14 protein-coding genes are annotated in these 14,213 nt (G+C 68.4%); 5 read left to right on the forward strand and 9 right to left on the reverse strand.

What is annotated here, in order from left to right:
* Window positions 1–25 precede the first annotated feature (25 nt).
* From ACFE87_RS16515 to ACFE87_RS16525, 3 genes are all read left to right on the forward strand, one after another.
* On the forward strand, window positions 26–1,921 hold the full coding sequence (locus ACFE87_RS16515; protein WP_375460749.1) for a TRAP transporter large permease subunit: 1,896 nt from the start codon (window positions 26–28) through the stop codon (window positions 1,919–1,921).
* Window positions 1,918–2,712 carry a transporter substrate-binding domain-containing protein gene (locus ACFE87_RS16520; RefSeq protein WP_375460750.1) on the forward strand — a complete coding sequence of 265 codons (795 nt, stop codon included), beginning with the start codon at window positions 1,918–1,920 and terminating at the stop codon, window positions 2,710–2,712. Before ACFE87_RS16515 ends, ACFE87_RS16520 begins: the two co-directional genes overlap by 4 nt.
* Window positions 2,713–2,776: 64 nt before the next feature.
* Complete coding sequence (locus ACFE87_RS16525) at window positions 2,777–3,643, forward strand: NAD(P)-dependent oxidoreductase (protein WP_375460751.1); 867 nt, start codon at window positions 2,777–2,779, stop codon at window positions 3,641–3,643.
* Between the two features lie 218 nt (window positions 3,644–3,861).
* Here ACFE87_RS16525 and ACFE87_RS16530 read toward each other — a convergent pair whose 3' ends face one another.
* The 8 genes from ACFE87_RS16530 to ACFE87_RS16565 form a co-directional block, all read right to left on the reverse strand.
* Window positions 3,862–5,160 carry a peptidoglycan DD-metalloendopeptidase family protein gene (locus ACFE87_RS16530; RefSeq protein ID WP_375460752.1) on the reverse strand — a complete coding sequence of 433 codons (1,299 nt, stop codon included), beginning with the start codon at window positions 5,158–5,160 and terminating at the stop codon, window positions 3,862–3,864.
* An 87-nt stretch (window positions 5,161–5,247) separates the two neighbouring features.
* On the reverse strand, window positions 5,248–5,961 hold the full coding sequence (locus ACFE87_RS16535; protein ID WP_375460753.1) for a protein-L-isoaspartate O-methyltransferase: 714 nt from the start codon (window positions 5,959–5,961) through the stop codon (window positions 5,248–5,250).
* Window positions 5,962–6,195: 234 nt separating this feature from the next.
* The gene (gene surE / locus ACFE87_RS16540; protein ID WP_375460754.1) at window positions 6,196–6,957 is read right to left on the reverse strand and encodes a 5'/3'-nucleotidase SurE; all 762 of its coding nucleotides are present in this window, start codon (window positions 6,955–6,957) and stop codon (window positions 6,196–6,198) included.
* Between the two features lie 25 nt (window positions 6,958–6,982).
* Window positions 6,983–8,494: a serine--tRNA ligase gene (gene serS / locus ACFE87_RS16545; RefSeq protein ID WP_375460755.1), complete on the reverse strand. Its 1,512-nt coding sequence runs from the start codon at window positions 8,492–8,494 to the stop codon at window positions 6,983–6,985.
* 182 nt (window positions 8,495–8,676) lie between these two features.
* Window positions 8,677–9,489, reverse strand: a complete 813-nt coding sequence (gene tatC / locus ACFE87_RS16550) for a twin-arginine translocase subunit TatC (RefSeq protein ID WP_375460756.1) — start codon at window positions 9,487–9,489, stop codon at window positions 8,677–8,679.
* Window positions 9,486–10,166, reverse strand: coding sequence for a Sec-independent protein translocase protein TatB (gene tatB / locus ACFE87_RS16555; RefSeq protein WP_375460757.1), 681 nt, complete (start codon window positions 10,164–10,166; stop codon window positions 9,486–9,488). Before tatB ends, tatC begins: the two co-directional genes overlap by 4 nt.
* Window positions 10,167–10,233: 67 nt before the next feature.
* Entirely contained in the window at window positions 10,234–10,506 is a 273-nt protein-coding gene (locus ACFE87_RS16560) for a twin-arginine translocase TatA/TatE family subunit (protein ID WP_375460758.1), read from the reverse strand.
* 256 nt (window positions 10,507–10,762) lie between these two features.
* Window positions 10,763–12,343 (reverse strand): cryptochrome/photolyase family protein, encoded by a 1,581-nt coding sequence (locus ACFE87_RS16565; protein WP_375460788.1) that lies wholly within the window; start codon window positions 12,341–12,343, stop codon window positions 10,763–10,765.
* An 84-nt stretch (window positions 12,344–12,427) separates the two neighbouring features.
* Here ACFE87_RS16565 and ACFE87_RS16570 point away from each other — a divergent pair, with 84 nt between their 5' ends.
* Together ACFE87_RS16570 and ACFE87_RS16575 are read left to right on the forward strand one after the other, a co-directional pair.
* Window positions 12,428–12,808, forward strand: coding sequence for a hypothetical protein (locus ACFE87_RS16570; RefSeq protein ID WP_375460759.1), 381 nt, complete (start codon window positions 12,428–12,430; stop codon window positions 12,806–12,808).
* A 203-nt stretch (window positions 12,809–13,011) separates the two neighbouring features.
* A complete protein-coding gene (locus ACFE87_RS16575) occupies window positions 13,012–13,266 on the forward strand; it encodes a hypothetical protein (RefSeq protein ID WP_375460760.1) in 255 nt (84 codons plus the stop codon).
* Between the two features lie 62 nt (window positions 13,267–13,328).
* Here ACFE87_RS16575 and ACFE87_RS16580 read toward each other — a convergent pair whose 3' ends face one another.
* Window positions 13,329–14,174 carry an AAA family ATPase gene (locus ACFE87_RS16580; protein WP_375460761.1) on the reverse strand — a complete coding sequence of 282 codons (846 nt, stop codon included), beginning with the start codon at window positions 14,172–14,174 and terminating at the stop codon, window positions 13,329–13,331.
* Window positions 14,175–14,213: the final 39 nt, after the last annotated feature.

Consider the following 14,213-nt stretch of genomic DNA (forward strand, 5'->3'; position numbering starts at 1 on the left):
GCACCCTTCCTTCGAAAGTCTGCCCGTGGCCGTCCTGATCGCTCACAATCTCGCGCCGATCATGTTCGGCGCGCTGGTCGTCTTCCTGCTCCTCGGCTACCCGGTCGCCTTCGCGCTCGCCGCGAACGGCCTCGCCTTCTTCATCATCGCGACCGAACTCGCGCCCTATGCCCCGGGCGAGATCACGCTGAGCTGGCCGCTGCTTCAGGCCCTGCCCGAGCGCGTCTTCGGCGTGATGTCGAACGAGGTCCTGCTCGCGGTGCCCTTCTTCACCTTCATGGGGCTCGTGCTGGAACGGTCCGGCATGGCCGAGGACCTGCTCGACACGATCGGGCAGCTCTTCGGCACCGTGCGGGGCGGTCTCGCCTATGCGGTCGTCTTCGTCGGCGCGCTGCTCGCCGCCACGACGGGCGTCGTCGCCGCCTCCGTTATCTCGATGGGGCTGATCTCGCTGCCGATCATGCTGCGCTACGGCTACGACCGGCGCGTCGCCTCCGGCATCATCGCGGCATCCGGCACGCTCGCGCAGATCATCCCGCCGTCGCTGGTCCTGATCGTCATGGCCGACCAGCTCGGCCGCTCCGTCGGCGACATGTACGAGGGCGCCTTCATCCCGGGCCTCGTCCTCGCCGGCATGTATGCGGGCTACATCTTCCTGATCACGCTGATCTATCCCAAGGCCGCGCCCGGTTTGCCCGTCGATGCGATCGGCTTCCGGGAGCCCAGCGGAGCCCGGGGCGTGTGGCAGCTCGGCGTGCTGGTCCTCTTCTCAGGCGTCGTCGGCTATTACGTCATGAGCCAGACCTCGGTGAAGGGCGGCGCCGACTTCGTCATCCTGACGATCTGCGTCTCGACGGTGGTGGCCCTCATCTGCGCGGTCCTCGACCGGCTTCTCGGCGCCAGCCGCGTCCTTCTCTCGATCGTGCTCTCGCTCGCCCTGGTCGTCGCCTATGTCTGGACGATCAGGACGTCGCCGGCCTCGTCCGGTACGGTGATCTTCCTCGAGATGGTGGGCGCCGCCGCGATCTACGCCACCGTGGTCGGCCTCCTGGCGAAAATGACCGGCTTCCACCTGATGTCCCGGATGGCGACCCAGGTCACCTTCGTGATGGTGCCGCCGCTCCTCCTCATCTTCCTGGTGCTCGGCACGATCTTCATCGGCCTCGCGACCCCGACGGAAGGGGGCGCCATGGGCGCGCTCGGCTCCATGATCCTGGCCGCCGGCAAGCGGCGGCTCGACGGCAATCCGGCGCGGTTCAACTGGGCGCTCGTCAAGGCGGCGACGGAATCGACCGCGCGGCTCTCGGCCTTCGTGGTGTTCATCCTTCTCGGCGCGCGGGTCTTCTCGCTCACCTTCTACGGCGTCAACGGCCACCTCTGGGTCGAGCACCTCCTGACCTCCCTGCCCGGCGGCCAACTCGGCTTCCTCCTCTTCGTCAACACGCTCGTCTTCCTGCTCGCCTTCTTCCTCGACTTCTTCGAGCTCGCCTTCATCATCATCCCGTTGCTCGGGCCGGCGGCGGACAAGCTCGGCATCGACCTCATTTGGTTCGGGGTCATGCTGGGCGTGAACATGCAGACGAGCTTCATGCATCCGCCCTTCGGCTTCGCGCTCTTCTTCCTGCGCTCGGTCGCGCCCAAGGTGCCCTATCTCGATCGGGTGACCAAGAAGCAGATGGCACCCGTGACGACGGGCCAAATCTATTACGGCGCGATCCCGTTCGTGATCATTCAGCTGATCATGGTCCTGATCGTAATCTTCTACCCGCAGATGGTCATGCACTATAAGAAATCAGGAACGACGATCGATCCTGCCGCGGTCGAGAAGAGCCTGGAAGGCATCCAGATCCCGGGCCTCGATCTTCCCGGTGGCGGCGGTGTGCCCGGCTTCGACCCGCTGCCGCCTCCGAAGATCGAGTGACCGCCCGACGATCTTTCCCGGCCCGGGCTTTTCTCGGGCTGGCAGCGGCGCTGGCCTTCGCCGCCTCTTTGCTCGTCGCCGCCCCGGAGGCGGCGGCACAGGGCGCGCTCCGCATCGCGACGGAGGGTGCCTATCCGCCCTTCAACTATGTCGAGGGCACCGAGCCGGCCGGGTTCGAGGTCGATCTCGCCAAGGCGCTGTGCAACCGGATGGGCCTGCCCTGCACGATCGTGCTCCAGGATTGGGAGGGCATGTATGGCGGGCTGAAGGCCGGCCGGTTCGACGCCATCCTGTCGTCGATGGAGATCACGCCGGAGCGCCGCACCCGCTACCGGTTTTCGCGCCGCTATTACCGCATCCCGGCCGCGCTCGTCGGCACCCGGAACGGCGACGACGCCGCCATCGTGAAGCCGGACGATCTCGAGGGTCGCAGCGTCGGCGTGGTGAAGGACAGCGAGTTCGCCGATTATCTCGCGACCCTGCCGAAGCCGCCCGTCGTGCGGACCTATCACAAGCTCGACGAGGCCCAGCTCGACCTCCTTACGGGCCGGATCGACTACGTGCTGGGCGACAAGCTCGCGCTCTCCCGCTTCCTCGAAAGCCGCGAGGGCATGGCCTGCTGCCGCGTCGTGGCGGACCTCCCGGTCGACCGCGGCGAGGGTATCGGCGTCGCGCTCCGCAGGGGCGATCGCGGGCTGGCCGAAATGTTCGACCGGGCCATCGAGGCCGTGATGGCGGACGGCACCTACGACCGCATCCGGGCGAAATACATCCCGTTCGACATCAAGTAAGCGGCTCCGCAGAGCTGCGACGGCACGACCGGGCGATGCGCCCGCTACCGAGGGAGATCACGACATGGCGAAGGTTGCGTTCCTGGGGCTCGGCGTCATGGGCTACCCCATGGCCCGGCATCTCGCGGCGAAGGGGCACGAGGTCACCGTCTATAATCGCACGGCGGCCAAGGCGGAAAAGTGGGTCTCGGAGAATGGCGGACGCCATGCGGCGACGCCGGCCGAGGCAGCGACGGGGCAGGAGATCGTGTTCTGCTGCGTCGGCAACGACGACGACCTGCGCCAGGTGACGGTGGCCGACGGCGGAGCCTTCGCGGCCATGGGCAAGGGCACGGCCTTCGTCGACCACACGACGGCGTCGGCCTCCATCGCGCGCGAGCTCGATTCCGCCGCGCGGTCCGCCGGATTCGGCTTCATCGATGCCCCGGTCTCCGGTGGGCAGGCCGGGGCCGAGAACGGCGTGCTGACCGTGATGTGCGGCGGCCAGTCAGACGTCTACGCCTATGTCGAGCCCGCGATCATGAGCTACGCCCGCGCCGCGCGCCTCCTCGGCCCGACGGGCTCCGGCCAGCTCGCGAAGATGATGAACCAGATCTGCATCGCCGGCCTGGTCCAGGGCCTGGCCGAGTCGATCCATTTCGGCCAGCGCGCCGGGCTCGATATCGAGGCCGTGCTGGACGTGATCTCGAAGGGCGCCGCCGGCTCCTGGCAGATGGAGAATCGCGGCAAGACGATGAACCAGGCCAAGTACGATTTCGGCTTCGCCGTCGACTGGATGCGCAAGGACCTGTCGATCTGCCTGGACGAGGCCAAGCTGAACGGCGCGCTCCTGCCCGTCACCGCCCTGGTCGACCAGTTCTACGCCGAGGTGCAGGGGCTCGGCGGCAAGCGCTGGGATACGTCGAGCCTGCTGGCGAGGCTGAACCGCTAGCTGATCTTGCCCCGCGGAGCCGGGACCTCACCGCTCACCCCGGCGAAAGCCGGGGTCCAGGACGTCCGGCTCTGGATGCCGGCTTTCGCCGGCATGAGCGGGTTTTTCGCCCGTCTTCCGATCGACCGCTGAAAGGAAGAAGTCCGCTCACCCCGGCGAAAGCCGGGGTCCAGGACGTCCGGCTCTGGATGCCGGCTCTCGCCGGCATGAACGGAGCCTCAGCTGGCGCTGGCGAGGTACTTCATCGGGTCGACCGGGGTCGAACCCTTGCGGATCTCGAAGTGGAGCTGCGGCGAGGTCACGTTGCCGGACTGGCCGGACTTCGCGATCGTCTGGCCCCGGGTCACCTTCTGGCCGCGCTTCACGTCGAGGTCGCCGTTATGGGCGTAGGCGGAGACGTAGCCGTTGTCGTGCCGGATGAGGACGAGGTTGCCATAACCCTTCACCTCGGAGCCCGCATAGGCGACGGTGCCGTCGCCGGCCGCCTTGACCGGGGTGCCGTCCGGCACCGCGATGTTGATGCCCTCGTTCGACCCGCCACCGCCAAAACCGGTGATGACGCGGCCGCGGGCCGGCCAGCGGAATTCGGCACCGGTCGCGGCGACCGGGATGGCGCCGGTCGATTCGGGCTCCTTCGGAGCGGGCTTCGGCGTCTCGACGGGCGTCGCCTTGGCGGGCGCCGCGACCGCGACCTTGGTCGGTGCGGGAGCCGCGACCTTCGCGGGCTCGATCGCCTTCTGGGCGGCGACCTTGGCGGTTTTCGCGACCGGCTCCGGGGCCGGCGCCGGCTTCGCGGCCGCGACCTTGGCGGCGGGCGGGGCCGCCCGGACGACGTTCTTCGCATCCACATTGCTGCGCGAGGCCGTCTTCACGGGCTCCTTGGCCGGCGCGGCCTTGGCGACGACGTCCTGCTTCGGCTGGCCGGGCCGCACGCGCGGCTTCACCAGCGTGGCCTCGGCCATGGTGCGGGGCGGTGCGGCCTTGGCCGGGGTCAGCTTCGCGGTCGAGACGACGCGGCCCTGGCGCTCGGGCTCGGCCTGGGACACGCGGCTCGGCGAGCCCGAGCCGCCATGGGCGCTGTAGACCGGGATCACGATGCGACGGCCGGCCGTGACCTGCGACGCCGTGATGCCGTTCGCCGACAGGATCGCGCTTGACGGCACGCCGTAGCGGTTGGCGATGCCGGTCAGGCTGTCGCCGCTTCCGACCGTGATGCTGGAGCCGCCGCTCGCGGACCAGCCCGAGGGCCCCGAGGAGGCCTGGCGGGAATAAGGCGCGGGAGCCGGCGCGGAAGACGGGGTCGCGCTGCGGACCGGCGCGATCGGCTCCGACCGGATGGATTCGCGCGGTGCGGGCGCGATCCTGGCCGGCTCGCTTCGCGGCTCGTCGATGCTCCCCGTCATGGCCGGTTCGGCGCCGCTGCCGGAGCTTGCGAAGGGATTGGCGAAGGGCGTTTCGGAGAAGCGCACACTATCCGTGGTGCAGGCTGCAGCGAGCGAACCGACGACGCCGATCATGGCGATCCGAGACGCGGCCCTCAGCATTTCGGACATCACACGGTTACGCATTTCACCACCCGCACGCGACGCAACTGACGCTCATGATTAAAGCGCCGTTGGCGTTAAGCTTCCGTTGCCCGACACGGGATTTTCCGGCACCCGGAGCCGCGAGAGGCGCAAGGCCGCGCCGGTGCGGCTCGTCAATCCGCCATCGGGCTCGCGCGACAAGACGAGGAGCCGCGACGCGAAACGCTCGGCCGCGAGCCCCGCGACCAGTCGGCCGCCGGCCGCGAGCCGCGAGGTCAGGCCGGCCGGCAGCGAGGCGACGCTGCCATTCAGGAGAATGCGGTCGTAGCGCGTCTCCCCGCTCGCCGGGCCGAGCCCGTCCTCGCAGCTGAGTTCGCAGCTCCCGGCGAGCCCGGCCGCCCGGAGGCGCTGCGCGGCGCTCTCGGCCAGGGTCCGATGCCGCTCGACCGAATGGACCGCCGCGCCCATGCGGGCGAGGAGCGCGGCGACATAGCCCGAGCCGGTGCCGATCTCGAGCACCCGCTGTCCCGGCTGCACGCCGAGCGCCGCCAGCATCTGGGCGACCGCGGCCGGCGCCGTCATCGTCTCGCCGCAGGCGAGCGGAAGCGCCACGTCCTGGCGGGCGAGGTCCCCGTAGCGGCGCGGCGCGAACAGCTCGCGCGGCACCTGCTCCATGGCGCGGAGCACGCGCAGGTCGAACACGCCCCGGCTGCGGAGCGCGAGCATGAAGGAGGCGGCCTCGATCCCGTGCGAGACCTCGAATTCGTCGGCGTGATGAAGAGCGGCTGACACCCGTGGCGGCCTCGATCCTGGCTGAGCCGGATCATGGGGCCTGCATGTTGACGAAGCGTGTCGGGCTGGGGCGCGGCCGACGCGGCGATCCCTCCCCGGAGGGGAGGGCCGAGTCGGCGAAGCCGAACCGGGGTGGGGACAACCCTGCCCCGTGTCCCCACCCCGGCTCGAAGCTGCGCTTCGACTCGCCCTCCCCTCCAGGGAGGGATTCCCGCGTGATGTCCCGTTGGGGCCTTACCGGAACGCCTGCGCGAGCAGCGTCATCGTCGGCTCGTCGGTGAGGTCTAGCCGCAGCGGGGTCACGGAGATGCGGTTCTCGGACACCGCCTTCAGGTCGGTGCCGTTCCCGGGCTCGTACGGTTTCCGGGCGAAGCCGACCCAGAAATAGGGGTTGCCGCGTCCGTCCTGGCGCTCGTCGATGGCCAAAAGTTCCTTGTCGCGCTTGCCCTGCGCGGTGACCGCCATGCCCTGCACCTCGGCCGGCTCGCAATCGGGGAAGTTGACGTTGAGGAGCACCCCGTCCGGCACGCCCTGGTCGACGATGCGGCGGATGACGTCGGCGGCGTGATGCTCGGCGCAATGCCACTTGATGTTCGCCCGCCCGCTCTTTCCATAAGCCTGGCTCAGCGCGACCGACGGGATGCCGAGGATCGTGCCCTCCATCGCGCCCGCGACGGTGCCGGAATAGATCACGTCCTCGGCGACATTCTGGCCGTGATTGATGCCCGACAGGACGAGATCCGGACGTCGCTCCTTCATCACGTGGCGGGTGCCCAGGATGACGCAATCGGTCGGCGTTCCCTTCACGGCGAAATGCCGGTCGGAGATCTCGCGCAGCCGGAGCGGGTCGGAGAGCGACAGGGAGTGCGAGACGCCGGACTGGTCGAATTCCGGCGCCACGACCCAGACGTCGTCGGAGATCTCGCGCGCCACCTTCTCGAGCAGCTTCAGGCCGTGCGAGTGGATGCCGTCGTCATTCGTGACCAGGATGCGCAAAGTTCAGCCTCTCTTGGCGAAGATACTAGACGGCCCCGATCCGCTCGAGCCCGCCCATATAGGGAAGCAGCGCCGACGGCACCGTGACGGTGCCGTCCGGCTCCTGGTAATTCTCGAGCACCGCGATCAGCGCCCGGCCGACCGCGACGCCGGAACCGTTGAGGGTGTGGACGTGGCGGGGCGCGCCGGGCTTGCCGCCCGTCTCCGGCTTCGGCCGGTAGCGCGCCTCCATCCGGCGGGCCTGGAAATCGCCGCAGACCGAGCAGGAGGAGATTTCGCGGTAGGTCCCCTGCCCCGGCATCCAGACCTCGATGTCGTAGGTCTTCTGGGCCGCAAAGCCCATGTCGCCGGTGCAGAGCGTCATCACCCGGAACGGCAGGTCGAGCCGCTTCAGCACCTCTTCGGCGCAGGCCAGCATGCGCTCGTGCTCGTGGGCCGACGTGTCGGGCGTCGTGATCGAGACGAGCTCGCATTTCGTGAACTGATGCTGCCGCAGCATCCCGCGCGTGTCCCGCCCGGCCGCTCCGGCCTCGGCCCGGAAACAGGGGGTGAGGGCCGTAAAGCGGAGGGGGAGTTCGTCCGCGGACAGGATGCTCTCGCGGACGAGGTTCGTGAGCGGGACTTCGGCCGTAGGGATGAGCCAGAGCCGGTTGTAGTGAGTGTTTTCAGCAACGAAGCGTTCGTGCCACTTGCGGGTAGATTCCAGGGCGATCTCACGGACAAGTCTGAAATCTGCCTGAGACCTTGGCGACGTGCCGAGCCGTCGCTCGATCTCACGGGTAATCTCTGACTGCGCTTTCTCCTGATACGGCTCCTTCCAGAATAAGGCGTCGGATAAGGTTGCCTCCCGCGATGTTGCGAATTGATCGTCGACGAACTTCGGCAGCTGCGCCGTCCCGAACATCGCCTCGTCCCGCACCATCAGCGGCGGGCTCACCTCCGTATAGCCGTGCTCGGTCGTGTGCAGGTCGAGCATGAACTGGCCGAGCGCCCGCTCGAGCCGGGCGAGCTGGCCGCGCAAGACGACGAAGCGCGAGCCCGACAGCTTCGCGGCCGCCTCGAAATCCATCATCGGCACCCCGCCGATCCGCCACGCCTCGCCCAGCTCGAAATGCTGCTTGCCCGAGCCGAGCTGCCGGCCGCCCTCGAAGCGATGCTCCTCGCGCTGGACGTTGCCGTGCTCGTCCCGGCCGACCGGGACGTCCGGGCCGGGGATGTTCGGGATCTCGGCCAGCTTCTTGTCGAGCTCCGCCTTGGCGGCCTTCTCCGTCTCTTCCAACTCGGGCACGTAGCTCTTCAGCCGCGCGACCTCCTCCATCAGGGTCGCGGCGCGCGCCTCGTCGCGCGCCTTCTTGGCCTGGCCGATCTCCTTCGACAGGCTGTTCCGGCTCTCCTGCGCCACCTGCAGCGCCGACACGGCCGCACGGCGGCGCTCGTCCTGCGCGATCAGCTCGGTGGAAAACGGTTCGAGCCCGCGGCTCTGCAGCCCCGCATCGAAGGCGGCCGGGTTCTCGCGGATGAGGCGGATGTCGTGCATGGCTCGATCGGTTCGCTGCAACTCTTCTCCCCGCGCGCGGGGAGACGTCGAGTCGCTCGTCAGAGCGACCGGATGAGGGGCAAGGGCGCCCGCCATCTCATGGCGAGTCTCCCCGGCCCCTCACCCGGTCCGCGTGACCGCGGACTCGACCTCTCCCCGTTGGCACGGGGAGAGGCGGAGCGCTACTCCGCCGCCGCCGCGGCCGCTGCCGCGTCGGCTGCCGATTTCTTCTTCTCCGCCATCACCACGGCGATGATCGAGGCCTCGTAGAGAAGCAGCGTCGGCACCGCGAGGGCGATCTGGCTGATGACGTCGGGCGGCGTCAGGACGGCGGCGATGATGAAGACCCCGACGATCGCGTAGCGGCGTTTCTCCTTCAGGAAGGTCGAATCGATGATCCCGGCCCGGGCGAGGAGCGTCAGGATCACGGGCAGCTGGAAACAGATGCCGAAAGCGAAGATCAGCGTCATGATCAGCGACAGGTATTCCTGCACCTTGGGCAGGAAGGTGATCTGCGCCTCGCCCGGTTCGGTGCCGAATTGCTGCATGCCGACGGAGAAGTTCATCACGAGCGGCATCGCGATGAAATACACGACCATCGCGCCGACGAAGAACAGGACCGGGGTGGCGACGAGATAGGGCAGGAACGCCTTGCGCTCGTTCCGGTACAGCCCCGGGGCGACGAACTTGTAGATCTGCGACGCGATCACCGGGAAGGCCAGGAAGGCCGCGCCGAAAACCGCCACCTGGATCTGGGTGAACAGGAATTCGAGCGCGTGGGTGTAGATCATGGGCGCGTTCTTCGCGCCGCCCACGGCCCAGACATAGGGCTGCACCAGGATGTTGTAGATGTGCTTCGCGCCCGCGAAGCAGGCGAAGAACATGATCACGAAGGCGATCAACGCCTTGATCAGGCGCGAGCGCAGCTCGATCAGGTGGTCGAGGAGCGGGGCGCGCGACGCCTCGACCTCGGCCTCGTCCTCCTCGTCTCTCACGTGCTGTGCTCCCGGGCGCCGGCGTCGAGAGGTGCGGGTTCCGCGCGCGGAGAGGGGAGCACGGGTTCGTCGACGGGAAGTGGCACGAGGGGCTGGGTTTCCGGGAATGCTACCGGCGCGGCCGGTCCGGCGACCGGCGCGGCCGGTCCGGCGACCGGCGCGGCCGGTCCGGCCGGTCCCGCGACCGGAGAAGCGGGTTCGGCCATGGGCGGGAGGGCCGGAACGATGGGATCCGGCATGGCGGGCTCGTCGAAGGCAGTGGGCTGCCGATCCTGCAGCGGGCCGGCCGTGAGTTCGGATGGGCCGGCGCTCCAATCGCCGGCGACCGGGAGGTCGGGCCCCGCGGGACCGGGCTCATAGGCCGAGGGCGACAGGGCCCCGGGGCGGGTGTCGGCGGAAGTCTTGATCTCGTCCCGGATCGACTGGAGCGGATTGAAGGCGGTCGAGGTGGCCGTGGCCACGTCGCGGTTCAGCCCCTCGACCTCCTTGCGGACATCGTCGAGCTCCGCCTCCCGCATCGCCTCGGAGAATTGCGACTGGAACTCGCCCGCCATGCGGCGGACCTTCGTGGTCATCTGCCCCACGGTGCGGAGCGCCTTCGGGAGGTCCTTGGGGCCGATCACGATGAGGGCGACGCCGCCGATCACCATGATCTCGCCCCAGCTCATATCGAACATGACACGGTCTCACCCCGGCCGCGAGCGGCGCGGCCGGTTGCAACGGGCCCGGAGGGCCTTTCGGAGATCAGCCGAGCTTGCGGTCGGCGAGGGTCGTCGTGGCCGAGGTCGCGACAGGCTCGTTGCGGTGTTCGAGCGTCCGGACCGGTTCGGCATGCGCCGCGGTCGGCGCCGTGGTCGGGGCGGTCGCGGCCGCCGTGTCGTCTTCGGCCATGCCCCTCTTGAACGCCTTGATGCCCTTGGCGGCGTCTCCCATGATCTCGGAGAGCTTGCCGCGGCCGAAGAAGACCATGATCAACAGGCCGACGACGATCCAATGCCAGATGCTTGCGCCACCCATGGCGATCCTCCTGCGCCCATGACGGCGCGCTGCCCAACGTTGGCCGGCAAACTAGGGTCGACGCGCGCCGAAGACAAGGATGACGCGACGACGCGCCGGGGGTGATGTCACAGCACGTCATTCCGGGGCTCGCGTGTCGGCGAAGCCGGCGGGCGAGAACCCGGAACCCATGGAAGCACGAAGCGGTCCACAGGTGGTGCGACCCGCGGATTCCGGGTTCTCGCTTCGCGAGCCCCGGAATGACGGTCGGAGCGCCTCAGAACAGCTCCGCCTGCCCGGCTGGCCTATCCGCCGCCACCCCGGGCTCCGGCGACATCTCGGCCGAGGCGAGGAACCGGGCCGAATCCTCCGCGATCTCGGTCCTCCGGGCCGGCTTCATGCGGTCGAGGGTCCGGTACGGCATGTCGAGACGGTGATTGCCGCGCAGCGTCGCCTCGTTCCGGGCCATGAAATCCCAATAGAGATAGTTGAACGGACAGGCGTCCGGCCCCGCCTTCTTGCGGACGTCGTAGCGGCAGGAGCCGCAATAATCCGACATGCGGTCGATATAGGCGCCGGAGGAGGCATAGGGCTTGGAGCCGAGCACGCCGCCGTCGGCGAAGAGGATCATGCCGTGGACATTCGGCAGCTCGACCCATTCGTAGGCGTCGGCATAGACGACGAGATACCAGTCCTCGACCTCGCTCGGCCGAAGCCCGGCGATGAGCGCGAAATTGCCCGTCACCATGAGGCGCTGGATGTGGTGCGCCCACGCATGTTCGGCCGTGTTCCGGATCGCCTCGGAGAGGCAGTTCATGCGGGTCTCGCCGGACCAGTAGAACCAGGGCAAAGGCCGATCCGCGCCCAGCGCGTTCGAGGCCGCATAATCAGGCATGCGGAGCCAGTAGACGCCGCGCACATATTCGCGCCAGCCGATGATCTGCCGGATGAAGCCCTCGACGGCGTTCAGCGGCGCGAGCCCCTCCCGGTAGGCCCGCTCCGCCTCTCGCGCGACCTCCTCGGCCGTGAGCAGACCGGCATTGAGATAGGGCGACAGGACCGAGTGGAACAGGAAATCCGCGCCCTGCCGCATCGCGTCCTGGTAGTCGCCGTAGAGGGCGAGGCGATACTCGACGAAATGCCGGAGCGCCCGGAGCGCATCCGCCCGGGTCACGGCCCAGCGGAAGGGTTCGAGCCGGCCGAAATGGGCGCCGAAGCGGCGTCGGACGAGGTCGAGGACGTCGCGCGTGATCGCATCCGGCTCGAAGCGCGGCGGCTCCGGAGGCTCGACCTGTGCCGGCAGGGGTTTCCGGTTCTCGCGGTCGAAGTTCCAACGCCCGCCCTCGGGAGCGTCGCCGTCCATGAGGAGGCCGGTCTTGCGGCGCATCTCGCGGTAGAAGGTCTCCATCCGGTAGCTCGCCCGGCCCTCGCCCCAGCGGGCGAATTCCGCCCGGGAACACAGGAAGCGGTTATCGTCCCGGATCTCGACCGGGATGCCGAGTTCGCTCGACCAGCCGCGCATCATCTCCAGCACGCGCCATTCGCCGGGCTCGGTCACGACGATGCGGTCCGGCCGCAAGCGCTCGGCGGCCCGCGCGACTTCGCCACCGAGCGTGCCGGTATTGCCCTCGTCCTCGAGCCGCATATATCCGACGCGGATCCCCTCCCCGCGCAGTTCCTCGGCGAAATGGCGCATGGCCGAGAACAGGAAGGCGATCTTCTGCTGGTGGTGGCGGACATAGGTCGCCTCGCCCATCACCTCGGCGATCAGCACCGTGTCGCGTTCCGGGTCGATGTCGCCGAGCGAGGCGATGCGGCGGTGGAGCTGGTCGCCGAGGATGAGGCGCAACGTCGTCATGGTCGCGCCAACGGCCTTCTTCGCGCCCACGTTCCGGTGCTAAGCGGATCGTGAACGGCCGCAGGTGCGGCCAAGGACCCGCCCATGCCTCTTCGCCTTCTCCTCCCCCTCCCCCTCGCCGCCACGGCCGGGCTCCTGCTCGCCGGAACGGCCTACGGACAATCCGCGGCTCCGCTCTCGACGATGCCGATGCCGCCCTCGGCCTCCGAACCCGCTCCGAAGGAGACGAAGAAGAAGCCGGCGAGCGACCGGCCGGCCCGGAAGCGCGCGACGGAGCGGAGCACCGAGCAGGGCGAGCCGACCACGGCCCAGCGCCGGTCGAATGCGGCGAGCTCGGGCGCGACCGCGGATCGTCCGCGCCGCCTGGTGCCGGAGGAGTATGACCGCAGCGGATCGGAAGAAGGCTCGCGCGCGAAGCCCTTCGTGACCGAGGGCGGGCGTCCGGGCATGGGCATGCGCTTCTAGGCGCAGCGCCCACGCTGCCATGACTTGCCTCGCCGGGCCTAAAACAAACCTGACGTTGTTGAATGCCAGATGAACACGCGGCGGCACACTCTATTCATCTCGCAAACTCAAGGAACCGGCCCGGAAGAATGCGGTGCAGTCTGACGGAACTCGCGCCGGCCATGCAGCGTTGCTGGCGTACTTTTCGGATCCAGGAGATCATCATGAAGACCGTTGCAATCGCCGCCGTCGCGATCCTGTTCGGCACCGCTGCCATGGCGCAGTCCAGCTCGACTACCATCCAGCGCGAGGAAGGTCCGCTCGGCGACCGCACGACCGTGATCAAGAAGGAATCCGACGACCTCGGCACCACCCGCAGCCGCGTCGACACGACCGGTAACGTGGGCTGCGACACGAAGTCGGTGACGCGGACGAACGAGGACGGCGATTCGAAGACGAAGACCACCACCCGCTGCTGATCGCGCTCGTCATCCTGTTCTGAGGAAGGCCCGGCATTGCCGGGCCTTTTTGATGTCCGGGGCTAGCGGGACTCGCGCCGGTTCATGAAGGCGAGCTTCTCGAACAGGCTCACATCCTGCTCGTTCTTGAGCAGCGCCCCGTGCAGCGGCGGGATGAGCTTGCGGGGATCCCGCTCGCGCAGCTGCTCCGGACCGATATCCTCCGACATCAGGAGTTTCAGCCAGTCGAGAAGCTCCGAGGTCGAGGGCTTCTTCTTCAGCCCGGGAACGTCCCGCACCTCGAAGAACATCCGCAAGGCCTCTTCGACGAGGCGGCGCTTGATGCCGGGGTAATGCACCTCGACGATCCGGGCCATCGTGTCGGGATCGGGGAAGCGGATGTAGTGGAAGAAGCAGCGCCGCAAAAAGGCGTCCGGCAGCTCCTTCTCGTTGTTCGAGGTGATGATGACGATGGGGCGGCGCTCGGCCCGGATCGTCTCGCCGGTCTCGTAGACGTGGAACTCCATCCGGTCGAGCTCGAGAAGGAGGTCGTTCGGGAACTCGATATCGGCCTTGTCGATCTCGTCGATGAGGAGCACCGGGCGCTCCGGGGCCCGGAACGCCTCCCACAGCCGGCCGCGCCGGATGTAGTTCGCGATGTCCGAGACCCGCGGGTCGCCGAGCTGGGAATCGCGGAGCCGCGAGACCGCGTCGTATTCGTAGAGCCCCTGGGCGGCCTTGGTGGTCGACTTGACGTGCCAGGTCATCAGGGGCGCGCCGACCGCCTTCGCGATCTCCTCGGCCAAGACCGTCTTGCCGGTGCCGGGCTCGCCTTTCACGAGAAGCGGCCGCTCGAGCACGATCGCCGCATTGACCGCGATCTTCAGATCCTCGGTCGCGACATAGTCCCTGGTGCCCTCGAAACGCATGCGCCTGTCCGATCCTGCCCGAGCCGGCCTTGTAGGGAT

The organism is uncultured Enterovirga sp. (assembly GCF_964242715.1).
Lineage (GTDB): Bacteria > Pseudomonadota > Alphaproteobacteria > Rhizobiales > Beijerinckiaceae > Enterovirga.